Source organism: Rhodococcus sp. LMD (assembly GCF_056108245.1).
Map to the genome: position 1 here is coordinate 4698173 of NZ_CM148557.1, position 23927 is coordinate 4722099.

Here is a 23927-nt window from a genome sequence, read left to right on the forward strand (position 1 = left end):
TGTTTCCTGTCGGCCCCCGGGACTACGCTCACGCTCGTAACTGCACTTCGGCAGCGACGGGCAGGCGGGGGTACGACATGACGGAGCAGGTTCTCGACTCGCAGGACGACTTTCTGACGCTGGCCGGTCCGTACCGGCGGGAGCTGCTGGCGCACTGTTACCGGATGAGCGGCTCGATCCACGACGCGGAGGACCTCGTGCAGGAGACGTACCTGCGCGCCTGGCGCGGCTACGCGAACTTCGGGGGCCGCTCGTCGCTGCGGACGTGGCTGCACCGCATCGCGACCAACGTGTGCCTGACCGCGCTCGAGGGCAGGTCGCGCCGGCCGCTGCCGACGGGGCTGGGGGCGCCGAGCTCGGATCCGGCCGACGACCTCGTCGAGCGCGGGGAGGTGCCGTGGCTCGAGCCGATTCCCGGCGGGTCCTTCGGCGACGACGGCCGGCCGGACGATCCGACGGACCCGGCGGCGATCGTGACCTCGCGGGAGTCCATCCGCCTGGCGTTCGTCGCGGCGCTGCAGCATCTGTCGGCGCGGCAACGGGCAGTGCTGCTGCTGCGGGACGTCCTGCAGTGGCGGGCGACCGAGGTGGCCGCCGCGCTGGACACCTCGACGGCCGCGGTGAACAGTCTGCTCCAGCGGGCCCGCGCGCAGCTGGAGCAGGCGCAGGTGACGAAGGACGATCTGGTCGAGCCGGAGAGTCCGGAGGCCCAGGCGCTGGTGCGGCGCTGGGTCGAGGGGTTCGAGAAGTACGACATCGATTCGATCGTCGAGATGCTCACCCAGGAGGCGGTGTGGGAGATGCCGCCGTTCGAGGGCTGGTACCGCGGCGCCGAGGCGATCGGAAACCTCATCCGGACGCATTGCCCGGCGAGCGGTCCCGGCGACCAGGTTCTGCTGCCCACGGTGGCGAACGGGCAGCCCGCCCTCGGCCTCTACATGCGAGGCGAGGACGGGCAGCACCATCCGTTCCAGCTGCAGGTGCTCGACGTCGTGGGTGACCGGGTCGTGCATGTGACCGTGTTCTTCGACACCGATCTGTTCGCCCTGTTCGGACTACCCGAGCACCCCTGACGCCGGCCGCTACGCCTGCGCGGACGTCTCGGCCTGCGGTCCCATCGCGGCGGCCGCGGCCTGGACGTCCATCCACATGACCTCCCAGACGTGCCCGTCGAGGTCGCGGAAGGCCCGGCCGTACATGAAGTCGGTCTTCATCTCCTCCGACCCGGCGGTGATCCAGTCGCTGCCACCGGCGGCGAGCGCGGCATCGACGAGGCGGTCGACGTCGTCGCGGCTCTCGGCGGACACGCTCAGGAGCACCTCGCGGGCCGTGGCGGTGTCGCAGATGTCGCCGGTGATGAAGTCGCGGAAGCGCGCCTCCTCGAGGAGCATGACGTAGGTCTGGTCGTTGATCTCGAGGCAGGCGGTGTTGTCGTCGCAGAACATCTCGTTGAAGGTGAAGCCGAGAGCATCGAAGAACGTGCGGGCGGCAACCACGTCCTTGACGGACAGGTTGGCGAAGAGCATGCGGGACATCTTCAACTCCTTGTGTGTGAGCGGACGGCCGGCACCTCGTGTGAGGTGTCGAGAAGGTAGACCGTCCGGCTCCGGAAAACTCATCGCGCCGGACGGGATCGCCGAAACCCCGGCACGCATCGGAGCGAGAAACTATGCTCTGCGCCCGGTGCTCTGCGCGCCGAGGTGATGGACCATACCCCTGCGGGTATGTATCCTGGCCTCACCCGGCCGACGGAGACGATCGGCCGCCACCGACACCGCGTCCCTCCTCCCTCCCCCCGAAGGCGGGACGTGGCGCCGGGCGTCACACGCCCGGCGCGGACCCCCTGCCCTCCCTCCCCTCGGGCAGGGGGTTTCGTCGTCTCTCGGGTCCGCCTGCACACCGCTCGGAGCGCAGGAACAAATCCCCCGGCCCGTCGGTTAGAGTAGTTGCATAGTCAACTACATGCCGAAGGAGCCCGCCATGCCCGCGGTGACCGTAGACAACATCCTCACCCTGCCCCGCATCCCGGCCCCCGCACCCGACGCGACCGCCCGTCCGGTCCTCGGCGTGCGGACCGCTCCCGTCGGATACGAGGGCGAGGGCTTCCCGGTGCGCCGGGCATTCGCAGGTATCGACCAGCGCTTCCTCGACCCGTTCATCCACATGGACCAGATGGGCGAGGTGCAGTACGCCCCCGGCGAACCCAAGGGCACCCCGTGGCACCCGCACCGTGGATTCGAGACCGTCACCTACATGATCGACGGGATCCTCGAACACAAGGACTCCAACGGCGGGGGCGGCACCATCGGCGGGGGCGACACCCAGTGGATGACCGCGGGCTCGGGGATCCTGCACATCGAGGCGCCGCCGGAACACGTCGTCGCCAGCGGCGGCCTCTTCCACGGCGTGCAGTTGTGGGTGAACCTGCCCCGGAACCACAAGATGGCGCAGCCGCGATACCAGGACATCGCCGGCAGCCACGTGGCCCTGCTCTCCTCGCCCGACGGCGGCGCCCTCGTCCGCGTCGTCGCCGGTGAGATCGGCGGTGTCCGCGGCCCGGGCGTGACCCACACCCCGATCGCCCTCGCACACCTGACCGTCGCGCCGGGCGCGTCGGTGACCCTGCCCTGGCATCGCGAGTACAACGCGCTCGGCTACGTGCTCGCCGGGGACGGCACCGTCGGCGCCGAGCACGCCCCCATCCGGGCGGGACAGACCGCCGTGTTCGGCCCGGACGGCGACAGCGTCACGTTCACCGCCGACCGCACCCAGGACTCGCGCACCGCGTCCCTCGAGGTGTTCCTGCTCGGCGGACGGCCGATCCGCGAGCCCGTCGCGATGTACGGGCCGTTCGTGATGAACACCAAGGCCGAGATCATCCAGGCGTTCGAGGACTTCCAGGCGGGACGTCTCGGGACCATCCCGGCCGGGCACGAACAGCTGCCCTGACGCTGCGCCGACGCGCTCGTACCCTGAACCCGCCGCACCTCACCGAGGAGAATCCATGACCGACGCCACGACTCTCGACATCCGGCGCGCCGAGGACCGGCTGACGACGAACATCTCCTGGCTCGACTCGAAGCACTCGTTCTCGTTCGGCCACCACTACGACCCGGACAACACGCACCACGGGCTGCTGCTGGTCAACAACGACGACACGGTCCTGCCCGGTCAGGGCTTCGACACGCATCCGCACCGCGACATGGAGATCGTGACCTGGGTGCTGCGCGGCAGCCTCGTGCACCAGGACTCGATCGGGCACTCGGGCGTCATCTATCCGGGCCTGGCACAGCGGATGAGCGCCGGAACGGGCATCCTGCACTCGGAGAAGAACGACTCCTGGCGGTTGCCCGGCGCCACCGGCGTGCACGCCGCGGAGCACGCCGAGCCGGTCCGCTTCGTCCAGATGTGGGTGGTGCCGGACGAATCGGGCATCACCCCCGGTTACGAGCAACTCGAGATCGACGACGAGCTCATGCGCGGCGGCCTGGTGCCCGTCGCCACCGGCATCCCCGAGCACCGCGATCACGCCGCCATCCGCATCCACAACAAGTACGCCGGGTTGTCGGTCGCCCGCCTGCAGCCGGGCCGGCCGGTCGTCCTGCCCGATGCCCCCTACCTGCACCTCTTCGTCGCCCAGGGCACAGCCGAGCTCGAAGGCGCCGGAATCCTGCGGGAGGGCGACGCCGTGCGGCTGACCGGCTCCGGCGGACAGCGGGTCCACACCGACACGGCCGCGGAAATCCTCGTGTGGGAGATGCACGCCCGCATCGGCTGACCGGGGTGGGCGCAACGCCCGGCCCCGGCCTCGGTACCGTGACCGAGCGAACCCTCGCTCCGCTCGACCTCAGGATGTCGCCGTGACCGTCACCGCCCCCGAAACCGATCGTCTCAACGCCTTCATGGGCATCGACACCGTGAGCGGGGAGCCGGGCACGGTGTCGTTCCGCCAGCCGCTGGGCGCCCGATTCGTCGACCACCGCGGCCGCACCACCGTCGGATCCGTCGGCGTGTTCACCGACGTCCTTCTCGGCGCCGCCCCGCACCTCGTGTGGCGCGGGCAGGGCCGCGACACCCGGTCCGTCCTGAGCCAGCTCAGCGCCTCGACCGCGAATCCGATGCCGGCCCGGGGGGCTCTGCACGGCACCGGCCGCGCCGTCCACGTGGACGACGCCACCGCGTTGAGCACCGCGCAGATCTGCGACGACGCAGGCGATCTGGTGATCCAGCTGACGGGACGGTCGATGGTCGTGGATCGTCCCGCCGTGTTCGACGCGTTCGCGGACGCGTCCGGACTGGTCCGGCCCGCCCCCGAACCCTGGACGGACCCTTCGGAACTCGCCGAGCGCACCGGCCTCGACACGGTCTCCGGCATCGCCGCCGGAACCGTGGCCCGGGGCCCGCTCGCCGGGCTGCTCGATCTGCGCGTCGGCGCCGTCGAGAAGGGACGCGTCGCCGCGGTCGTACCACCCGCGGAATGGATGGCCAATCCGATGGGCGCCGTGCAGGGTGGGGTCCTGGTCTCCGTCGCCGGCACCGTCGCCGAACTCGCGGCGCAGACCCTCACCGCTGCCGGACAGGAGTACCGGTTGCTGAACCTGACGCTCGACTACCTGCGCTCCCCCGCGGCACCCGGCCCCGACCTTCTCGTCGAGGCCCGGGTCACCCGGGCCGGCCGACGGCTCGCCTCGATCGACACGCATCTCACCGCACCCGACGGCGCGGTCCTGGTCCGGGCCCAGGCGAGCGTGCAGCTGCTGGCGCCCTGACGACGGCTCACGAGCGCGGCCGGACGGAGGACCGGTGACGGAACGGGCGTCGGCCGTCAGGCCGCCCGCCGTGCGACGACGACGCCCGCGGCCCCGAGCCGCGGGAACCGCATGTCCGAGATGGGGGTGACACTGCCGAGGCGGTTGGTGACGAAGGCGATGGACAAGCCCGTCTCCGGATCGGCGAACGCGCCGGAGCCGCCGAAGCCGAAGTGACCGATCGACTGCAGCGGCTGTTCCCGCAGGGCGACCCAGCCCGGGTGGTAGCCCAGCCGCCAGTTGGGGCGGATACCGAGCACGTAGTCGCGGCGCCGGGTCTGCACCTCGAGGACCTGTTCGAGGGTTTCCGCCTTCAGCAGCCGCGCTCCGTCGAGTTCGCCGCCGTTCGCCAGCGCCCCGTACATCCGGGCCAGCGCGCGGGCGGTGAAGACCCCGTTCCATCCCGGCATCACCGCGTCGTGCGCGGCGGGGCTGCGGGCCAGCTCGTCGAAGCCTTCGGCCATGCCCGCCTCGGCGACGCCACGCAGCCCGGGCAGCCGCGACAGCACGGTGCCGGTGACCGCCCACGGCGCGGGGGTCGGGTTCAGCCGGGGGAAGACCCGGGCGATCCGGTGCCGCTCGTCCTGCGGCACGTGGAACCAGAATTCGCGCAGACCGAGCGGGCCGGCGATCTCCTGCTCGACCAGCTCGGTGAAGGACAGGCCGGTCACCCGGATGGCGATCTCGGCGACGAGGTTGCCGTAGGTGACGGCGTGATAGCCGGGGCCGGCGAGCCGCCGCGGGTCCGGCACGGAGGCCGCCAGCGCGGCCGCCACCGCATCGGAGTCGAGCAGCCCGAAGCGTCCCGGGACGAGGCCCCGCGCGCGGTGCAGACCGGCGCGGTGGGACATCAGTTCCCGGACGGTGATGGATTCCTTTCCGGCGGCCCCGAACTCGGGCCAGTACGTCGCGACGGGTTCGTCGTAGTCGACGAGCCCGCGCTCGGCGAGCCGGTGCAGCACGGTGCTCGCGACGCCCTTGCCCGTGGAGAACGACAGCGCGACGGTGTCGTGGGTCCACCGCTTGTCCCGGGACGCCCAGCCCGCCCAGATGTCGAGCACCGGCTCGCCGTGCAGGTACGCCGCGAGCGCCCCGCCGCCGTTCCGGGTGTCGCGGAACATCTTGAAGAAGCGGTCGGCGACCGGCAGGAAGCGGGGGTCGACGATCATCTCGGTCCGGGGGTGCTCGCCGTCCACCCGCCTGGCCGCTCCGGTATCGGAACTCATCACGCCACTCCTACCGCAGTCTCCAACTCCGACAGAGACCGCTCCGTCAGAGGTATCAACGTCGCGATGTCCGGTATTGCTTCCCCGCCGGCCACATATCCGAAACCGATCCGGTCGGCATACGAGCACACCGTGACGTTGAGGGCCATCCCGTCGTAGACGATCGAGACGGGGTACATCTCCTCGAGGTGGGCGCCGTTCCAGTACAGCTCGGTGCGCGGACCGGGCACGTTGGAGATCGGCAGGTTGTACCCGGGCCGCAGCCCCGGGTCGAACGGAAGCATCGGGGCGAGGATGGTCGGCAGGATGCTCGGTGCCGTCACCACCAGCGACGGCACCGGCCCCAGCGCTGCGACGCGGTCCTTGGCGACCTGCATCGAGCGGTGGATCAGCCGCAGCCGGTCGGCCGGGTCGGCGAGATCGGTGCCCAGGGTGCACACCGCCGTTCCGAACGCATTGCCCGCCGTCGCGCCGTCCTGCCGTCCGCGCACCGAGACCGGGCAGATCGCCACGAGGGAGTCGCCGGGGAGTTCGCCGTGCTCGCCGAACCACGAGCGCAACGCCCCGGCCACCACGGCCGTGACGACGTCGTTGCCGGTCACGCCCGCAGCGCGCTCGATCGCGCGCAGTCGCGACTTCGGCCAGCCGGCGGCGACGAAGGCGCGTCCGGCTCCGAGTGGACCGTTGAGCCGGGTGCGGGGCGCCCCGAACGGCAGCACGGTGGTGTCGGTGGTCAGACCCTGCACCGTGGCCCCGACCTGCCCCTCGACCGTCCGGCGAACCAGGCCCACACCGGAGGTGAGCGCCCCGAGGACCGAACGGGCCAGGCCGAGCGGCGTCGGAAGGCCACCGGGCGCGGCGTCGGGCCGCGGGTGCCCGCCGGTGGCGAAGAACGGGGACATCGACCGGCGATCGGGGTCGGGCGACATCGACTCCTCGATCATCCGCAGGCCCGCGATCCCGTCGAGCACCGCGTGGTGGACCTTCGTGTAGAGCGCGAACCGGCCGTCGGGAAGGCCGTCGACAAGGTGGGCCTCCCACATCGGGCGGGAGCGGTCGAGCGGTTCGGCATGCAGCTTCCCCACCAGCTGCCACAGCGCGTCCCGTCCGGCGCCGGGCGGCAGCGACGCCCGCCGCACGTGGTAGCTCAGATCGATGTCGTCCACGTCGCGCCAGGCCCACCACCCGCCGGTGTCCACACCCCGGTGCGCCCGGCGTCGCAGCACCGGATCCACCTCGTCGCCCCGGCCGAGCGCGTCCCGGTAGGCGTCGTCGACGAATCGGGAGCCGGCGTCCTCGGGTGGGTTCAGGATCAGCACCACCCCGACGTGCATGGGGTTCGCCAGCAGCTCTGCCGTCATGAGAACCGCGTCGATCGGGTCCATCAGACCCACTCGCCCACCCCGCTTCCACGTGTCTGTGTGGCTTCGGTCACGGTAACTCGAGCGCGGCGTGTCGCGGGCGGAGACGGCCCGTCGCCCGTACGCAGGCCCGTGCCGGGTGCGGGGAATGGGTGTAAGGATGGACGGCATGACCATCGTGGAGCATCCCCGGGCCCGACACTCGGGCATCGACCTGACCCACCTCGACGAGCGCACCCGAGCGCAGGACGATCTGTTCGAGCACGTCAACGGCCGCTGGCTCGCCGAACACGAGATCCCCGCCGATCGTGCCCTCGACGGCGCATTCCGCACCCTGTTCGACAAGGCCGAGGTCGACGTCCGCACCCTCATCGAGGAGGCGGCCGCGTCCTCGGCCGAGCCGGGCACCGACGCGCAGCGCATCGGTGACCTGTACGCCAGCTTCATGGACACCGAGACCGTCGAGGCGGCGGGCCTGGACCCGATCGCCGGCGAACTGGCCGCCGTGGCGGACGCCGCGGACCGGAACGCGCTCGCGGCGGTGCTCGGCCGGTTGCAGCGCGTCGGGATCGGCGGCGCCGTCGGGCACTACGTGGACACCGACGCGAAGAACTCGGCGCGCTACCTGATGCACACGACGCAGTCCGGTCTGGGCCTGCCCGACGAGTCGTACTACCGCGAGGACGGTCACGCCGAGATCCGGGCACAGTACGTCGCGCACATCGGGCGCATGTTCGAGCTCGCCGGCATCGGGTACGACCCGCAGCGGGTGCTCGACCTCGAGACCCGCCTGGCGGCCGGGCACTGGGACGTGGTCAAGCGGCGCGACGCCGACCTGTCCTACAACCTGGTGACGTTCGAGGCGCTGACGTCCGAGCGACCCGGTTTCGACTGGCGCGGCTGGATCGGCGCGCTCGGGGCCACCGAGGAACAGTGGGCCGAGATCGTGGTCCGCCAACCGGGCTTTCTCGACACGTTCGCGCAGCTGTGGGCCGAGGCGGCCCTCGACGACTGGAAGGCCTGGGCCACCTGGCGGGTCCTGCACTCCCGCGCGCCGTACCTCACCGAGAAGCTCGTCGACGAGAACTTCGCGTTCTACGGCCGCACCCTCACCGGGGCGCAGGAGATCCGCGACCGGTGGAAGCGCGGCGTGGCGCTCGTCCAGGACCTGCTCGGCGAGGCTGTCGGCAAGCTGTACGTCGAACGGCACTTCCCGGCCGAGGCCAAGGACCGCATGCAGCAGCTCGTCGCCAACCTGCAGGAGGCGTACCGGCGCAGCATCGCCGAGCTCGAGTGGATGAGCCCGCAGACCCGTGAGGCGGCGCTGCGCAAGCTGGAGAAGTTCACGCCGAAGATCGGCTACCCCGACAAGTGGCGCGACTACTCGGCCGTGACCGTCGCCGCGGACGACCTGGTCGGCAACTACCGCAGCGGCTACGCCGCCGAGTACGACCGCGACCTGGCCAAGCTCGGCGGCCCGGTGGACCGCGACGAGTGGTTCATGACACCGCAGACCGTGAACGCCTACTACAACCCGGGCATGAACGAGATCGTGTTCCCCGCCGCGATCCTGCAACCGCCGTTCTTCGATCTGCATGCCGACGACGCCGCCAACTACGGCGGGATCGGGGCCGTCATCGGGCACGAGATCGGGCACGGCTTCGACGATCAGGGCGCCAAGTACGACGGCGACGGCAATCTCGAGAACTGGTGGACCGACGACGATCGCACCGAGTTCGGTAAGCGCACCGCGGCACTGATCGCGCAGTACGACGAGTTCGAACCGAAGGGACTCGCCGGGCACCGCGTCAACGGCAGCTTCACCATCGGCGAGAACATCGGCGATCTCGGCGGGCTGTCCATCGCGCTGAAGGCGTACGAGATCGCGCTCGACGGAGCCGAACCGCCCGTGATCGACGGCCTCACGGGCCTGCAGCGGGTGTTCTTCGGCTGGGCGCAGGTGTGGCGGACCAAGGTCCGCGACGAGGAGGCGCTGCGCCGGCTCGCCGTGGACCCGCACTCCCCGCCGGAGTTCCGCTGCAACGGGGTGGTGCGCAACATCGACGCCTTCTACCAGGCGTTCGACGTGCACCCCGGCGACGAGTTGTATCTCGAGCCCGCGCAGCGCGTGCGGATCTGGTGAGCCGGACGCCGGTGCGCCGCGCCCCCCGACGGGGCGGCGTACCGGCGTCCGACTAGGAACGCGAGGACTGTGGTACGGATACCCCGCGCGAGCCGAACCAGGCCAGCGGGTCCATCTTGGCGCCGCCCGGCTGCCACACCTCGAAGTGCAGGTGCGGCCCGGTGGACTGGCCGCGGTTGCCCATCGTGGCGATCACGTCGCCCGCCCGCACCTGCTGGCCGACCGACACGAGCGACTGGTCGATGTGCCCGTAGACGCCGATCGTGCCGTCGTCCTGCTGGATGCGCACCCATAGTCCGAAGCCGGAGGCGGGGCCGGATTCGATCACGGTGCCGTCGGTGACCGACTTGATCGGCGTGCCGATGGCGTTGGCGATGTCGATGCCGTTGTGCGCCGTTCCCCAGCGGGGCCCGAACCCGGAGGTCAGCGCCCCGATGGTGGGGAAGACGGCACTCGGGCGGCTCGCGAGTTCCTGCGCGATCCGCTCGGCTTCCTCCCGGGCGAGGCGCTCGGCTTCACGCCGGCGCTCCTCGGCCTCCGCGGCGAGGCGGGCGGTCTCGCGCTCGGCGGCGCGCTGCAACTGGTCGACGTACCGGTCGGTGCCGGCGTCCGGGAATTGCAGCACCTGCGGTGCGGTCGAGAGCCCGACGGTCGGCTGCTGCCGTTCGGGGGCGGCCTCGGCCCGGGGCTGCCCGGGGGCGGCCTGGGCCGCGGCGCTGCCGGCCGCGAGCACGGCGCCGACCGCCAGGGGAATGGTCAGCAATCGACGCGCGGGCCCGGTCCGGGTCGAGCGTCGGTGTGCCCCACGCCGAGGCGCTGCGGGTTCGAGTGTTTCGCTGAAGTTGTCACCATCGGGGCGGGCGTACGGGGCCAAACTGCTGTCCTCGACGTTCGAGTAGTCCGTTCAATAACGGATTGGTCACGGTCGAGTCACAGATTAGCGCATGCTTGCGGCTGTGGGTAGCGCCTCCTACCTGACCGAATGTCACATCCGGTCGGTTCAGCGGGCTGTTGCGAAATCGCCGAGGGTCCGCGACCGCGAACCAAAGCGCCGGTCCCGGGGCGGGGTCTCCCGCCCCGGGACCACCGCCTCACACAGCGGCCGGCAACCCGCCCCCACCCACCGCAGCGAGGATCTTGCCGATGTTGTGCACCGCGGCATGAAAACTCCACTCACCACGGGCACGGACCAGTCCCCGGCCGGTGAACCGCCGAAAATTCAGATTGTGTTTGGCATGCCCGAACGGAGTCTCGGCAATGTGAGAACGCTTGCGGTAGGTGGCGATTCCCTCCTCGGTGCGCAACCGGTGGGCCATCACCTCGACCGGTGAAGCCTCGACCGGCGCCGGCCCAGACACCGGTGTGTGCCGGGCCGCGTGTTCGAGGTGGCGGGCCTTGCCGCGGGCGATCAACCGGTCCGGTCCCGGCGCGGTGATGTTGGCTTCGGAGAAGTACCCGGCAGCGGCCACCGCCGCCTGCATCATCGGCACGAACGTCGGCGCATCGGTGGGATTGGCCGCCACCGACACCGCCATGATCAGCCCGTCACCGCTGGTCACGGCCTGACAGTTGAACCCCTGCACCCAGCCGCCACCACGCAACGGTTGCAACCCGGACTCCGGGTCGGTGGTGTTGACCACCCGCTCGGGCCGGCCCTCGGTGTCGGCATCGGCTCGTGCCGCCGCGACCGCAGTCGCCGCCGCCGCTGCGGCGGTGGCACGAGCCAGACGTGCCCGGGCCTTGATCACCTTCGGGTCCTGCCCGGCCGGCCGGATCACCCAGCCACCGTATCGGTGGCCTTTCGCTGCCGCTTCGGCCCGCCGCTGCTCGTACCGCCGAACTTTCGCGGCATGGGCAGCCAGGGTCTTCTCCAACGCCAGTTCCGCTGCCGCGACCGCCGCCGAGGCGGGCGGGGCACCCATCGGCATCTGCCCGCCGCGGGCCTGCTCGAGATACAGACGGGCCGAGGTGTCCTTGTCGGCCCGGGCCTGCTCGTCGGCGGCGCGGGCAGCGTCGAGTGCGGCGATCGCCTCGCTGATCCGCGCTGCCCGTGACCGGGGGTCGGTCAACGCCGGTGGGACCGAACCGGGACCGCGGTCGCCGTGATCGTGGGGTTCGTCTTCGGCGGCATCGGTGGCCGCATGCGCGGCCACCGCTGCCGCCGCCACTGCTCGGGCGTGGGCGGCGGCTTCGGCCCGCACCGACGATTCGGTGCGGTTGGCGCCGGCCGAGGCGTTGGAGGCGATCTTGACCGAGTCCAACGCGATGGTCTCCAGCCGGCCCAGTCCCAGGGCTGCAGCCAGCAGCAGGACCTGGGTGAACAGGTCTTCGCAGGCGGTGGCGTGGGTTTTGCGGAACCGGGCGATCGTCACGTGATCGGGGATGTCCTGGGCGCAGATCACCCGGTAGGCCACGTCCTCGGTGCACAGCCGTTCGATGCGGCGGGAGGAGCGTTCCCCGCGGGACCAGGCCCACACCAGCAAGGTGAGCAGCATGTCCGGGTGGTAGCCGGCACGGCCGGCGCCACCGGTCTTGGCGGTCCGATGGAATGCGGTGGTGTCGATCCGGTCGATGATGTCGATGACCGTCCACACGGGATGGTCGGTGCCGAGCCAGTCGCGCATGTCCGGGGGGATCCGGAACTGCTGGTCACGATCGACGGGTCGATATCCTTTGGCCACCAACGGATTCTACACGAAACCGCAGGTCAGCCCCGCCGTGACATGACGGGGCCGACCCACGATTCTGCAACAACCCCTCAGACCGACGCGATGTGACATTCGGTCCACAGCGGCCGGCTCCCGCCGGGGGCCGCCTCGCTCAGCCGTCCGCCACCTGACGCGACGACCCGCCGTCGGAAGCCCGGGTGCGGGCCCGCTCGGCCAGCACCGTGTCCAGCCAGTCGAACATCCGCTGATCGGTGAGAGCGCGGGCGAGGGGCTGGCAGTGGAAGTTGGCGCCCTCTGCAGCGGTGAACGCGACGAGTTCCGTCACCCCCGGTAGCCCGTCCGCGAGCCGGCGGGACTGGCCGGGCCAGAACTGCTCGTCCTCCGGGTCGGTGACCAACAGCGGCGTCGTGATCGAGCCGGCGAGGTCGCCGAGCCGGTACTTCAGCACCTCGGTGAGGGTGTCGAAGTACGAGTCCATCCGACGGTAGGGGCGCGCCCGGAACCGCCAGGTGCGTTCGAGCCGGCCCGACAGCCGCATGCCGAAGGCCATGTCACGGTCGAACTTCTCCCGGTCGCCCTTCTCGAGCAGCTCGATCATGTTCTTCGGCATGTGGGCGAGCCACGACGCGGCCACGTCGACCACACCCGGGTCGGCGATTGCGGCGGCGATCCGGTGCTCGAAGGCCAGTGCGCGCGGAACCCAGTATCCGCCCTGGCTGATCCCGTAGAGGGCGATGCGCGAGTCGTCGACCTCCGGGTATCGGAGGAGGAAGTCCACGATCGGGGTGATCACCGCCTCCCAGTCGTGCCGGAACGGCACGCCGCGCTCGAACAGCATGGACTGCTGGCCCGGTCCGTCGAAGAACAGCACGTTGTAGCCGCGCGCCAGGGCGCCGGCCCCGGCGGCGGTCCACAGGCTGCTGATCGGTCCGTCGCTGCCGTTGTTCAGGATCAGCGTGGGGCGGGGCTCGCGGGTCTCCTCACCGAGCGGACGGAGCAGGTAGCCCGGCAGGAAGCCGTCCTCGTAGGGAATGTCGACCCGTTCGGCCGGGTGCGGGGTGGTCTCGACGAACCGGTCCCACGCCGCCCGATGCTGCCGGAACGTCGGCAGCAGCGGGCCGTCGTCGCCCAGCCCGTCGACGGAGTTGACCGCGGTGGCGAAATACGTTGCCGCACGCAGGTATGCGCCCGCGGCACTGACCGCGTGCCCGGCCTCGGCGGAGGCATCGGCGAGGCGTCGGACGCGAGTGCCGAGCGCAACCCAGGCGTCGAACCACTTCTCGTGGTCCTTCTCGCCGAGCGGGGCGATCGTGGCGAGCACTTCGCCGACGTCCGCCGCGCCGTGCACGGCCTGCCCGAGCAGGAAGCGGACGTCGAAGTCGAAGTCCTCGTCGCGGTAGAAACCTGCCGTGAACGCCTGGTGGGGATGCGCGAAGAAGGATGCGGGCATGTGAGCTCCCTCGGGCGGTGGCGGGGCACACCCACCGTACGCCCGAACCGGTCGTCCGGCTCGATTTCCGGTCACAGGCGGTGCAGTGCGACCTCGCCCAGTGCGCCGTCGGCGACGGCGGCGGTCATGAAGGAGCAGAACGGTTGTCGCCGGCGGTCCGTCGGCGACCCCGGGTTCAGCAGCCGCAGCCCCGTGGCCGTGGTGGTGTCCCACGGGATGTGGCTGTGCCCGAACACCAGGACGTCGGTGTCCGGATACGCCGCCGACATCCGCCGGTCGCGGCCCGCCGAGGCTCCGGTCTCGTGGACGACCGCGAAGCGCACATCCTCCAGCGTCACGCGTGCGATCTCGGGCATCCGGCCCCGCAATTCGGCACCGTCGTTGTTGCCCCAGCACGCGACCAACCGGGCCGCCCGCTCGGACAGGGCGTCGAAGAGGGCGATGTCGACCCAGTCACCGGCGTGCAGCACCACATCGGCGCGGTCGACCTCCTCCCACACCCGCGCCGGCAGGTCCCGCGCGCGGACGGGGACGTGGGTGTCGGCCAGCAGCAGCAACCTCATGCGACCAGTGTGCCGCCCACCGGGACATCCGAGGTTTCGCACGGCTCCCACCGGGCACCCGGCCCCCGAGTACGCGACGAACGCATACACGACGAACGATGCCCACGGCGGACGGCGGGCACCACCGGGAGGAACACCATGGCCAACGTCGCCGACGGGATTGTCGACCGGCTCCGGGCCTGGGGCGTGCACCGCGTCTTCGGTTACGCCGGAGACGGTATCGACCCCATCCTGGCCGCGCTCGACCGCGCGGGCGAGCACATCGAACTCGTCACGGCCCGGCACGAGGAGATGGCCGCGTTCATGGCAACCGGCCACGCCAAGTACACCGGCGAGGTCGGGGTGTGCCTGGCCACCCAGGGACCGGGAGCGGTGCATCTGCTCACCGGGCTGTACGACGCCAAACTGGACGGCAAGCCGGTGGTGGCGATCGTCGGGCACGTGGTGACGACGGCCCAGGGCAGCGGCTACCAGCAGGAAGTCGCGTTGCCCACCCTGTTCAAGGACGTGTGCGCCCAATACGTGCAGACTCTCGACACCCCCGAACAACTCGGCGCGGTACTCGACAACGCGTTCCGCACCGCCCGGGCGACCTCGAGCCCGACGTGCGTGATCGTCCCGCACGACGTGCAGCAGGCGGGCGTCGCGGAGGACGAGCACACGCACGGCGTGGTTCCCAGCGCCGCGACGGTCGCGGTCCCGCGGGTCCTGCCCACCGACGCCGACCTCGACCGGGCCGCCGACCTGCTGAACTCCGGGCAGCGGATCGCGCTGCTCGTCGGCCAGGGCGCATACGGTGCGGCCCGGGAGATCGACGAACTCGCCGACCTGCTCGGTGCGGGGGTGACGACATCGCTGCTCGGCAAGCCGGTGATCGACGAGTCCCGGGACTGGGCCTGTGGTGTCATGGGGCATCTCGGCACCACCGCCGCGGCGGACCTGACGGCCGGCTGCGACACCCTGCTGATCGTGGGCAGCAACGACCCGTGGACGGAGTTCTATCCCGCTCCGGGCCAGGCGCGGGCCGTGCAGATCGACATCGAGGCCCGCAACCTCGGTGCCAAGTACCCCGTCGAGGTGCCGCTCGCCGGGGACGCCCGCGAAACCCTGCATGCCCTGCTGCCGCGGCTGCACCGGACCGACCGTCCGTGGCGCCGCAATGTCGAGCAGATGGTCCGGACCTGGCGGCGGATCGCCGCCGCACGATGCGCGGAGCCCGCGGACGGGCTCGATCCGCAGGCGGTCGTCGCGGCCCTGTCCGATCACCTCCCACCCGACGCCCAGGTGGCCGTGGATGTCGGCTCGGTCGTGTACTGGTACGCCCGGTTCCTGCGACTGCCACCGGGGGTGCCGGCACACCTGTCGAGCACCCTCGCCTCGATGGGGTCCGCGATGCCGTACGGGCTGGCCGCCAAGCTCGCCCACCCGGATCGCCCGGTGGTCGCGCTGGCCGGGGACGGCGCCATGCAGATGAACGGCATCTCGGAGCTCATCACTCTCGCCCACCGCTGGCGTGACTGGGCCGATCCCCGCTTCGCCGTCCTCGTCCTCGACAACGGCGACCTCACCGAGGTGTCCTGGGAGCAGCGGGAAATGGAGGGCGACGCCCGCATCCCCGCCTCGCAGACCGTCCCGCCGTTCCCCTACGCCGACTACGCCCGCCTGCTCGGTCTCGAAGGCATCCGGGTCGATCGGCCCGAGGACGTCGACGAGGCATGGCGCACCGCCCTGACCGCCGACCGTCCGGTGCTGATCCAGGCGGTCGTCGACCCGGCCACCCCGCTGCTGCCACCGCGTGCCTCCGCCGACAAGGTCAAGACGATGCTCGACGCCCTCGAGCGGGAGGGCGCCCACACGGCCGCACAGCGGCTGCGCCGGCAGCGCGAGCAGGAAACAGCGAACTGACCTCGGCGGTCGGACGAGATCCCACCTCGGCGGTCGGACGAGGTTCCACCTCGGCGGTCAGACGAGATTTCGCGGGATCCGGCGGTGCCAGTTCTGCGAGTGGACCCGATTCTCCACCGGCCGCGGATCGACGTCCGGATTCCCCAACTCGAACGCGTCCAGTCGCGCGTCGATGATGAATTCGTCTGCCGTGCAGCGCAGCACGGTGTTCGTCGTGATCTCGGTACGCCAGTCGCCGCGTTCGAGGCGGCGCACGGTCCGCGTCTCGCCCCGTACGGAATCGACGTCGTTGCCCCGGAAACTGAACCAATCGGTGGTGGCGCGGCGGACCGTCGTGCCGACGTCGTCGAGCAGGATCGTGCCCTGATCGTTCTCGATCTCGAGGGTGGAGACCCCGGTCGCCAGATCCCGTTCGACCTTCCAGTGGTGCCTGCCCGGTTCCAGGCGCGTCGCGGGCGCCTCGGGAGCAACCTCGGGGGGACCGAACGCTCGTAGTCTCTCGTCGTCCCCGGGACGCTGGGGGCGGTGGGGCAGCGTCAGGGTGCTGGTTCCCGTATTCACCGTCAGCATCACAGGTTCCGGCGACGGCCATGCCAGCGGCCAGTACGACGAGGACACGGACAACCGGATGCGATGGCCGGCGGGGAACGAATGCGCCATTCCGTTGAGCGGGACACGCACGTGATACGTCCGGCCCGGCTCGAGGGGTTGCGGGTCGCCGCTGCCGTCGCGGTGGGTGAGATTCAGCAGGCCGTAGGTGACGCGGGTGGCCTCGCCGTTCGGCGCCACATCCGACAGACGCGCCGCCACCATCGCATTGGGCCGGTCCGCCGACACGTCCAACTCGAGCGTCGGCAGCCCGAACACCTCGAAGGTGTCGCCGAGCGGTTCGGTCTCGAACACCAGCGATCCGCCGTCGTCCTCCCGCTGATCGCCCGGCAGGTCCGGCGTCGCGGCATACGAGGCCCACTTGCCGGCGAACATGCCCACGCTGAGCGGCGACTGCAGCCGGATCCGATGGTGATCGGCTTCCTCGGCGGGCTTGTCGGACAACGAATGCCGGGTCAGGGTGTATCGCCGGTCCTCGATGTTCGGGGACGGCCAGCACGGTTCCGACACCCAGCGACCGGGCCGGTCCGCGTACGACGGCTGCGGCGGGATGCTGTCCTGCATCCAGGCCCGCAACACCGGCTCGTCCATGATCCCGGTGTCGCGGCCCTTGAGCCAGTGGTCCCACCAGCGGACGAGTTCCTGCAGGAACCCGATCGCCGGCCCGGGCACGCCCAGGTGCGGATACCGGTGCCCCCACGGGCCGATCAGACCGAGACGTGGAACGTGGAGATGCTCGAGCAACCGGAAGATCGCGTTGGTGTAGCCGTCGGCCCAGCCGCCCACCGCGAGCACCGGACACTCCACGTCGCCGTAGTTCTCGTTCACCGACGCGCGCTTCCAGTAGTCGTCGCGGTGCTGATGCCCGAGCCACTTCTCGATCCACAATCCGCTGCCGGACAGGCGCTCGTGCCACATCTCCCGCCACCGGTCACCGACGATCGCCGGATCCGGGGGCAGGCTGTTGAACGCGAACATCACCGTTGCCTCGGACAGGTTGTCCGAGAGCAGGCATCCGCCCATGTAGTGCATGTTGTCGACGTACAGATCCTCGGTGGCGGAGGCACTGACGATCGCCTTGAGCGCCGGCGGGCGGCGGGCGGCCACCTGCAGGCTGTTGAACCCGCCCCACGAGATGCCCATCATGCCGACGTTGCCGTCGCACCACGGCTGTTCGGCGAGCCACGCGATGACGTCGCAGGCGTCGTCGTGCTCGGCGTCCAGATACTCGTCGGCGAGCACCCCGTCGGAGTCGCCGCTGCCGCGCATGTCCACGCGCACGGACACGTAGCCGTGCCCGGCGAGATAGGGATGGTTGAGGGCATCCCGCGCCCGGGTCAGGTCCCGCTTCCGGTACGGGATGTACTCGAGCACCGCCGGGAGCGGTTCGTCGGTGATCGGTCGCCATATCCGGGCGGCTAGACGCGCGCCGTCGCGCATGGGAATGAACACGTTCTCGACGTCTCGCACCTCGTACGGGAACGACTCGACCGTGTGCACTAGGTGACCTCCTCGAATTCGAAGGGCAGTGCCTCGAGGCAGTCGCGGTACCGCTGCTCCAGTTCGTCGTGACCGGAAGCGCCGAGGTAGAGGGTGGCGAGCTTGTACCGGTAGGCGTCCTGGTTGGGCAGGTCCGACAGCCGGGTGCCGGGCCGCACATCGATCCGCACGACCGTACCGGGGAAACGTGCCTGCAGCGCGGCGATCTCACTCTCGCTCGGGACGCGGGTGACGATGCCGTCGTCGTAGCGGGGCACCATGCACTGGGCCGCCACCGCGAACTCGCCCTGCCGGTGCGGCATCCGCGGCCGGCGGCCGAGGGCGACGTCGATGGCCACCGCGTGGTTGGACGCTCCGTCCACCTTCGCGAACAGGTCGCTGTGCGACTGCGAGATGCGGGTGTTCACCTCGATGAGCCACAGTTTGCCCGTGTCGGCGTCCCACATGAATTCGGAGTTGAAGCAGCCGTTGTCGTAACCGGTGTGCCGCAGATAGCGCTCGGTGACGTCGATCATCTGCTGCTGCACCTCGGGCGGGACGGTGCGCGCGGGATAGTCGAGATGATCGAAGCTGTGGCCGGCCTCGTCCTTGCGCATGTCGAACACGCCGTGCACCCCGAACTCCCCTTGGAAGATCGACCCTTCCGGTGCAGCCTGCGTCCCGGTGACGATCTGTTCGGCCAGGCAAGTGCGTGCGCCCGCGGCACGCGCCTCCGCCGGGACGTCCACGTGAGCCAGCGCCTGGTCGAAGGGACTCGCGATGCGGCCGATCTCCTCTCGGATGCGGGCGGTGGCGGAGGCGAACTCCTCGGCGTTCGAGACCTCGAATCCCAGCTGGGACGAGTGCGCCTTGATCGGCTTGACCCAGAACGGGAACGGGACGTCGATCTTGTCGAGTGCCTCGGGGTCGAAGGGATCGAAGGCGTCGAAGGCCGGCACACACTCGGGCACGACCTCGCGTTGCAGGATGCGGCTCCACAGCTTGTGTTCGCTGCGGATCACACTCTCGAGGCTCGGGGACGGCAGACCGCGTTCGGCCGCGAGAACGGGCACGAGCACGCTGGTCGGAAAGTCCCAGTGGGCGATGATCGCGTCGACACTGCCCTCGAAGGAATCGAGCTCCTTGTCCGCTCTCTCGAGCAAGGCGTCGAAGTCGAAGCTGTCGGCGGAGACCAGCGACTCGTAGTCGAGCAACCCGTGGAGGGTGAACCCTTCGGGAACCTCGACGGTGCCGAGCTCTCCGCGCTGCAGATCGGTCAGTCCGGGTACGAAAATGTTCTTACTCATCGTGAACGGGCTATCCCCGTCCGGTCGCCCCGAAACCTCGGCCGTCCGTTCGGACCGTATTGCGGAGATCGTCGGACTTCGTGCCGCGACGGTCGACGGCCGGTTCGGGGACAACTCGTCGATGCGGGTATACCGGCGGCCGGCTCGGGGTATGTCTTCCCGACAGCAACGGAGGACAGCGCAGTGGATCGGTACACATGAGGGCTTCGTTCGATCAGCAGTTGCGCGATCTCACCGATCGGCTCCGGGGCCTCGCCGAACTCGCGGCGAAGGCGCTGGAGCTGTCGACACGCGCGCTGCTCAACGGCGACGTCGTCGCGGCCGAGGAAGCGCTCGACCTCGGCGAGGACATCGAGACATTGCACACGGAGTGCAGCGAGCGGGCCGTGGCGATCCTCGCGTTGCAGCATCCGGTGGCCGGGGATCTCCGGTTCGTGTTCTCCGCGGTGCGCATGAGCAGCGATCTGGCGCGTATGGGCCAGCTCGCCCTGCACATCGCGCGCGCAGCCCGGCGCCGCACCCCCGGCGAGCTCGTCCCCGATCAGGTCCGGGGCGACATCACCCGGATGGGTGAGCTCACGGCCACGATGGTCCGCGCCCTGTGCGATGCCTTCCGCGAGCCGAAGCTGGAGCCGGCCTCGCAGATCCGGAACACCGACGCAGAACTCGACCTCGTCCACGCCCGCGTCCTCGGGACCTTGCAGGACCCGTCCTGGACGCACGGCGTGACCCCCGCCGTCGACCTCGCCCTGGTGGCACGCTTCTACGAACGCTTCGGTGACCAGGCCGTGGACGTGGCCGAACGGGTCGTCTTCCTGATCACCGGACGTCGCCCCGACGGCGATCCAGCTCTACCCGGGCGGCCCTGAGAATATGCCCGGGCCGGTCCGGGTTCACGGTCCGTTCGAGGTCGGCGACGAACTCCTCCACGCGCTCCGTGGGCCACGATTCCAGGCCCCGGCCCGTGCGCTCGGAGTAGGCGGCATGGACGACGTCGAGGATCCGGTGCGCCAGCCGGCTCGCGTCCGCCACGTCGAGACGGTGGGTCGTGCCGTTCAGTGTGACGTCCAGCCCGTCGCCGGTGTCGGTCACGGCAAAGGTGGTCATGTGCGCCTCCTGTGCTCCCCCGCGTGAGGTTACTCGAGACGACCACCCGCCGACCACCGATGACGTGTCGGCGCCCGGCGAGTGGGTACTCGCCGGTCATGAGCATTCCCGCACACGAGCGGCTCGCGATCGTCACCGGTGCCGATTCCGGAATCGGCAAAGCCACGGCCGAGGCGCTGGCGTCGGAAGGATTCGACGTGGGCATCACGTTCCATACCGACGACGCCGGCGCCCGGAACACCCGGGAGGGGATCGAGGAGCGCGGCCAGCGCTGCTTCGTCGTCCGCCAGGATCTGACCAGTCCGGACACCGCCGACGTCGTCGACACGCTCGCCGAGAAGCTCGGCGGGCTGGGTGTTCTGGTCAACAACGCCGGAACCGGGCACATGGACCGGGTCCTCGACCTCGGCTACGAGACGTGGCGCGAGGTGCTCGCGACGGACCTCGACGGTCCGTTCCTGTGCGCCCAGCGCGCGGCCCGCCGGATGATCGCCGGTGGCCGCGGGGGCCGGATCATCAACGTCACGAGCGTGCACGAGCACATCCCCCGGCTCGGGGCCGCCGCCTACTGCAGCGCCAAGGCCGGCCTGGGCATGCTCACCAAGTGCCTCGCACTGGAGCTGAGCCGGCACGGGATCCTCGTCAATGCGGTTGCGCCCGGCGAGATCTCGACACCGATGACGGGCATGGACGAGTCGCAGGCGTTTCACGAGGACCGTCCCGGAAATCCGGTCGGCCGGCCCGGGCACGTCCACGAAGTCGCCTCGGCCATCGCGTTTCTCGCCTCGCCGCGCTCGTCGTACCTCACGGGCGGTTCGATCCCCGTCGACGGGGGGCTGATGCTCATGGCCGCGCACGGTCACGACATGACCGAGGAGAGCTGGCGCGAGATCTGACGTCACACCGGCTCGACGTCCGGCAGCCGCCACGTCCTGTCGAACCACGGTGCGAGGGGACCGTACAGCCGGAACATGGCCCACCAGCTCTTGCCGGGCACGGTCTGGATCCAGTTGTGGCCGTCCTCGGGCTGCTCCGGACCGAAGTGGATGTCGACGGAACCGTCGTCGTTCGTGGTGAAATCGCGGTCCTGGCTCGTCACCGACGGCCACTCCTGCCCGGTCTGCAGCATGGACCGGGTCTGGGTGTCGTAGACGAGGACCGACCAGAAATCGGCTGCCGGAACGTCCGCAGGGACGCGGAGCCGGTAGGCGCTTTTGCCGTCGAACGGGGCCCCCTCGGAGTCGACGCAGGCGACGACGTACTGGGAGCCGGCGCCGACCTTCTCGACGTCCTCTGCCGGACTGATGCCGATGACCGAGAAGTTGAACTGCGCGGCCGCGTCGAGCAGGGCGACCCCGTCCTCCTCGAACCGGTGGCCGCCGAGGAAGATGGCGCGCCAGGCACCGCCCGGGTGGCGGTAGGCCGCCGGCTCCCGGAACCGGTAGGTGAGGGCGCGACCGGTGGCGTCGCCCACCGCGGCGGCCTCGGTGAGGATCGCCCGCATGCGCTCGTCGGGGTCGAACGGCCGGCCACGCCGGATGCCGATCGAGGCGAAGAATCCGAGGGTGAGCGGATCCGACGACTCGGCCGGCTCGGACTGCACCACCTCGTCGAGCATTTCCCACGCCCGGAAGTCGGCGGGCGGGACGCCGACCATCGGTTCCGGCGACACGTTCACGAACCGCATGGACGGTGGACGATCGGCGAGGGCGAGAGGGTAGGCCCGGGTCCGGGCCTTGACGACCTCGACGGCGGGGTGGGGATCGCCGTGCTCGTCGAGGAAACCCCGCGCGAACAGCACCATCCCGAAGCTGTCGGTCCGCACCACGAAGTAGCCGTCGGGGACCTCACCGTCGTAGCCCGGGGGCAGCAGCAGGTAGGCGCCGCCCTCACCCTTGTCGGGGCCGGACACGCCGACGTCGGCCACCCAGCGTCCCCAGCTGTCGTTGATCGCCCCCAGCACACCGGGCGGCGCCTCGACCACGAGCGGACCGTCGCGCAGGTCGATCCAGATGGCGGTGTAGGAGGTACTCGTGTTCGCCGTGAGCCAGACGGTGCACGGGTGCATCAGGTCTTCGAAGACGTACGCCGTCGAATTGACCGGGCCCCACTTCAGCAGGGCCGTGCGCATTGCTTGTATGTTCAGCACCGGCAGAGCCAGCAGGTATGCCTGGACGGCGCGCTGGAAGTCCAGGTTGTCGAACAACGTCCGGACCGTCGCGTCGTCCGGAACGCCGTCGAAGAACCGCAAGGTGCCCACCCGGGTGTGCACCTGGTCCGGCGACTCGATGCCGGGCGGGATGGGGGTTGCCTTCGTCATCGCCGGCCTCCTCGTCACGATGCCCGACTCCGACGCTACGAATCCCTGCACCGGCCCTCAAGGGCCGAAAGCCCACAGTTCGGCCCCTGCCCGTCGTTCGCCCCTGAGGATCGGCGTTCGGTGACGCCGCAGCGTAGGCGGTCCCGCTCGTGTCGCCGGGCTCGGATCCGAGGCCGCCGGGAGGAGGGACGACGGGTGCTCTCACACAAGCTTCACATTCCGGAACGGGAAGTCTTCACCGACGGTGCGTTGACTCGGTGGGGAGAGAAAGGTGGTGCCGGCAATGAACACACGGCGCAGGACTGTGGCCGCACTCGCGGCAGGGGTGGCGATCGGAATCGCCGGATTCGGAACGGCCGTTGCGACCGCCCAAGCGCCCGAGGGCAATACGAGCGGCGATGCGCTGTCCACGCAGGAGCAGTCCGATCTGGTGACGATGCGCGAGGAGGAACGGCTGGCGCGAGATCTGTACCAGCAGTTCGCGCAGAAGTGGGGGGTACAGACCTTCGAGCGCATCTCCGACAGCGAACAGCGCCACTACGATGCCGTCGGCGGTCTGCTCGACCGGTACGGCGTGAGCGATCCGTCGGCCGGGCTCGCGGCGGGAACCTACGGCGACTCTCGACTGCAGGGCGCCTACGACAGTTGGCTGGCCCGCGGTCTGACCTCCGTCGAGGAGGCGTACGCGGTCGGCGCCGAACTCGAGGCCGCCGATATCGCCGAGTTGTCCCGCGCGATCGATGTCAGCGACGAGGACGCGATCGACCGCGTGTACGGCAGGCTGCGCACCGGTTCCGAGCATCACCTGCAGGCCTTCCAGGCAGCCGCGGCCGGCGAGGAGCTACCCGGCGGCCAGGGGCACGGCCAGGGACAGGGGCACGGCCAGGGGCAGGGGCAGGGGCACGGCCAGGGACAGGGGCACGGCCAGGGGCAGGGGCACGGCCAGGGGCCGCAGCACTCGGAGTAACACCTGGCAGCCG

The 23927-nt window shown here is 70.4% G+C and carries 20 protein-coding genes; 9 read left to right on the top strand and 11 right to left on the bottom strand.

Translation table 11 applies throughout. The features are described 5' to 3' along the window. Positions 1 to 77: 77 nt before the first annotated feature. Positions 78 to 1073 (top strand): sigma-70 family RNA polymerase sigma factor, encoded by a 996-nt coding sequence (locus ACWPQI_RS21420; RefSeq protein WP_010593599.1) that lies wholly within the window; start codon positions 78 to 80, stop codon positions 1071 to 1073. 9 nt (positions 1074 to 1082) lie between these two features. Here ACWPQI_RS21420 and ACWPQI_RS21425 read toward each other — a convergent pair whose 3' ends face one another. Next, on the bottom strand, positions 1083 to 1535 hold the full coding sequence (locus ACWPQI_RS21425; RefSeq protein WP_474738488.1) for a VOC family protein: 453 nt from the start codon (positions 1533 to 1535) through the stop codon (positions 1083 to 1085). Between the two features lie 445 nt (positions 1536 to 1980). Between ACWPQI_RS21425 and ACWPQI_RS21430 the strand changes: the two genes are divergently transcribed. The 3 genes from ACWPQI_RS21430 to ACWPQI_RS21440 all read left to right on the top strand — a co-directional run bounded on the left by ACWPQI_RS21430 (position 1981) and on the right by ACWPQI_RS21440 (position 4769). Continuing rightward, on the top strand, positions 1981 to 2949 hold the full coding sequence (locus ACWPQI_RS21430) for a pirin family protein (RefSeq protein ID WP_474738861.1): 969 nt from the start codon (positions 1981 to 1983) through the stop codon (positions 2947 to 2949). Between the two features lie 55 nt (positions 2950 to 3004). Then, the gene (locus ACWPQI_RS21435; protein ID WP_017681965.1) at positions 3005 to 3778 is read left to right on the top strand and encodes a pirin family protein; all 774 of its coding nucleotides are present in this window, start codon (positions 3005 to 3007) and stop codon (positions 3776 to 3778) included. Between the two features lie 82 nt (positions 3779 to 3860). Beyond that, positions 3861 to 4769, top strand: a complete 909-nt coding sequence (locus ACWPQI_RS21440; protein ID WP_017681966.1) for a PaaI family thioesterase — start codon at positions 3861 to 3863, stop codon at positions 4767 to 4769. A gap of 56 nt (positions 4770 to 4825) precedes the next feature. On the opposite strand, the gene ACWPQI_RS21445 is transcribed toward ACWPQI_RS21440, so the two are convergent. Further along, on the bottom strand, positions 4826 to 6034 hold the full coding sequence (locus ACWPQI_RS21445) for a serine hydrolase domain-containing protein (protein WP_268965763.1): 1209 nt from the start codon (positions 6032 to 6034) through the stop codon (positions 4826 to 4828). Further along, complete coding sequence (locus ACWPQI_RS21450; protein WP_064066685.1) at positions 6034 to 7428, bottom strand: WS/DGAT/MGAT family O-acyltransferase; 1395 nt, start codon at positions 7426 to 7428, stop codon at positions 6034 to 6036. Before ACWPQI_RS21450 ends, ACWPQI_RS21445 begins: the two co-directional genes overlap by 1 nt. Positions 7429 to 7564: 136 nt before the next feature. On the opposite strand from ACWPQI_RS21450, the gene ACWPQI_RS21455 reads away from it, so the two are divergent. Continuing rightward, positions 7565 to 9538: a M13 family metallopeptidase gene (locus ACWPQI_RS21455; protein ID WP_237211325.1), complete on the top strand. Its 1974-nt coding sequence runs from the start codon at positions 7565 to 7567 to the stop codon at positions 9536 to 9538. 52 nt (positions 9539 to 9590) lie between these two features. On the opposite strand, the gene ACWPQI_RS21460 is transcribed toward ACWPQI_RS21455, so the two are convergent. The 4 genes from ACWPQI_RS21460 to ACWPQI_RS21475 form a co-directional block, all read right to left on the bottom strand. Further along, positions 9591 to 10301, bottom strand: coding sequence for a M23 family metallopeptidase (locus ACWPQI_RS21460; RefSeq protein WP_010593608.1), 711 nt, complete (start codon positions 10299 to 10301; stop codon positions 9591 to 9593). A 328-nt stretch (positions 10302 to 10629) separates the two neighbouring features. Continuing rightward, a complete protein-coding gene (locus ACWPQI_RS21465) occupies positions 10630 to 12219 on the bottom strand; it encodes a transposase (protein ID WP_064066684.1) in 1590 nt (529 codons plus the stop codon). Positions 12220 to 12358: 139 nt separating this feature from the next. Then, positions 12359 to 13657: an alpha/beta hydrolase family protein gene (locus tag ACWPQI_RS21470; protein ID WP_102031649.1), complete on the bottom strand. Its 1299-nt coding sequence runs from the start codon at positions 13655 to 13657 to the stop codon at positions 12359 to 12361. Between the two features lie 71 nt (positions 13658 to 13728). Continuing rightward, on the bottom strand, positions 13729 to 14220 hold the full coding sequence (locus ACWPQI_RS21475) for a metallophosphoesterase family protein (protein WP_010593610.1): 492 nt from the start codon (positions 14218 to 14220) through the stop codon (positions 13729 to 13731). 138 nt (positions 14221 to 14358) lie between these two features. Here ACWPQI_RS21475 and ACWPQI_RS21480 point away from each other — a divergent pair, with 138 nt between their 5' ends. Then, positions 14359 to 16125 (top strand): thiamine pyrophosphate-requiring protein, encoded by a 1767-nt coding sequence (locus ACWPQI_RS21480; RefSeq protein WP_450152247.1) that lies wholly within the window; start codon positions 14359 to 14361, stop codon positions 16123 to 16125. Positions 16126 to 16182: 57 nt separating this feature from the next. On the opposite strand, the gene ACWPQI_RS21485 is transcribed toward ACWPQI_RS21480, so the two are convergent. Together ACWPQI_RS21485 and ACWPQI_RS21490 are read right to left on the bottom strand one after the other, a co-directional pair. Next, positions 16183 to 18234 (bottom strand): CocE/NonD family hydrolase, encoded by a 2052-nt coding sequence (locus ACWPQI_RS21485; RefSeq protein ID WP_474738489.1) that lies wholly within the window; start codon positions 18232 to 18234, stop codon positions 16183 to 16185. After that, a complete protein-coding gene (locus tag ACWPQI_RS21490; protein ID WP_010593613.1) occupies positions 18234 to 19520 on the bottom strand; it encodes an ATP-grasp domain-containing protein in 1287 nt (428 codons plus the stop codon). Before ACWPQI_RS21490 ends, ACWPQI_RS21485 begins: the two co-directional genes overlap by 1 nt. A 197-nt stretch (positions 19521 to 19717) precedes the next feature. Between ACWPQI_RS21490 and phoU the strand changes: the two genes are divergently transcribed. After that, entirely contained in the window at positions 19718 to 20389 is a 672-nt protein-coding gene (gene phoU, locus ACWPQI_RS21495) for a phosphate signaling complex protein PhoU (RefSeq protein WP_102031651.1), read from the top strand. On the opposite strand, the gene ACWPQI_RS21500 is transcribed toward phoU, so the two are convergent. Then, positions 20340 to 20627 (bottom strand): hypothetical protein, encoded by a 288-nt coding sequence (locus tag ACWPQI_RS21500; protein WP_474738490.1) that lies wholly within the window; start codon positions 20625 to 20627, stop codon positions 20340 to 20342. The genes phoU and ACWPQI_RS21500 overlap by 50 nt on opposite strands. A 98-nt stretch (positions 20628 to 20725) precedes the next feature. Between ACWPQI_RS21500 and ACWPQI_RS21505 the strand changes: the two genes are divergently transcribed. Then, entirely contained in the window at positions 20726 to 21523 is a 798-nt protein-coding gene (locus tag ACWPQI_RS21505) for an SDR family oxidoreductase (protein ID WP_010593616.1), read from the top strand. A gap of 2 nt (positions 21524 to 21525) precedes the next feature. On the opposite strand, the gene ACWPQI_RS21510 is transcribed toward ACWPQI_RS21505, so the two are convergent. Then, positions 21526 to 22947: a DUF1254 domain-containing protein gene (locus ACWPQI_RS21510; RefSeq protein ID WP_017680767.1), complete on the bottom strand. Its 1422-nt coding sequence runs from the start codon at positions 22945 to 22947 to the stop codon at positions 21526 to 21528. 283 nt (positions 22948 to 23230) lie between these two features. Here ACWPQI_RS21510 and ACWPQI_RS21515 point away from each other — a divergent pair, with 283 nt between their 5' ends. Further along, entirely contained in the window at positions 23231 to 23914 is a 684-nt protein-coding gene (locus ACWPQI_RS21515) for a ferritin-like domain-containing protein (protein WP_302069273.1), read from the top strand. The last annotated feature ends 13 nt before the right edge of the window (positions 23915 to 23927 follow it).

Bases quoted from the DNA above. Each gene is read 5' to 3' on its own strand.
- ACWPQI_RS21445 (WP_268965763.1), bottom strand. From the start codon at position 6,034: ATGAGTTCCGATACCGGAGCGGCCAGGCGGGTGGACGGCGAGCACCCC.
- ACWPQI_RS21455 (WP_237211325.1), top strand. From the start codon at position 7,565: ATGACCATCGTGGAGCATCCCCGGGCCCGACACTCGGGCATCGACCTG.
- ACWPQI_RS21490 (WP_010593613.1), bottom strand. From the start codon at position 19,520: ATGAGTAAGAACATTTTCGTACCCGGACTGACCGATCTGCAGCGCGGA.
- ACWPQI_RS21515 (WP_302069273.1), top strand. From the start codon at position 23,231: ATGAACACACGGCGCAGGACTGTGGCCGCACTCGCGGCAGGGGTGGCG.
- ACWPQI_RS21425 (WP_474738488.1), bottom strand. From the start codon at position 1,535: ATGTCCCGCATGCTCTTCGCCAACCTGTCCGTCAAGGACGTGGTTGCC.
- ACWPQI_RS21510 (WP_017680767.1), bottom strand. From the start codon at position 22,947: ATGACGAAGGCAACCCCCATCCCGCCCGGCATCGAGTCGCCGGACCAG.
- ACWPQI_RS21430 (WP_474738861.1), top strand. From the start codon at position 1,981: ATGCCCGCGGTGACCGTAGACAACATCCTCACCCTGCCCCGCATCCCG.
- ACWPQI_RS21420 (WP_010593599.1), top strand. From the start codon at position 78: ATGACGGAGCAGGTTCTCGACTCGCAGGACGACTTTCTGACGCTGGCC.
- ACWPQI_RS21470 (WP_102031649.1), bottom strand. From the start codon at position 13,657: ATGCCCGCATCCTTCTTCGCGCATCCCCACCAGGCGTTCACGGCAGGT.
- ACWPQI_RS21435 (WP_017681965.1), top strand. From the start codon at position 3,005: ATGACCGACGCCACGACTCTCGACATCCGGCGCGCCGAGGACCGGCTG.
- ACWPQI_RS21500 (WP_474738490.1), bottom strand. From the start codon at position 20,627: ATGACCACCTTTGCCGTGACCGACACCGGCGACGGGCTGGACGTCACA.
- ACWPQI_RS21480 (WP_450152247.1), top strand. From the start codon at position 14,359: ATGGCCAACGTCGCCGACGGGATTGTCGACCGGCTCCGGGCCTGGGGC.
- ACWPQI_RS21505 (WP_010593616.1), top strand. From the start codon at position 20,726: ATGAGCATTCCCGCACACGAGCGGCTCGCGATCGTCACCGGTGCCGAT.
- phoU (WP_102031651.1), top strand. From the start codon at position 19,718: ATGAGGGCTTCGTTCGATCAGCAGTTGCGCGATCTCACCGATCGGCTC.
- ACWPQI_RS21475 (WP_010593610.1), bottom strand. From the start codon at position 14,220: ATGAGGTTGCTGCTGCTGGCCGACACCCACGTCCCCGTCCGCGCGCGG.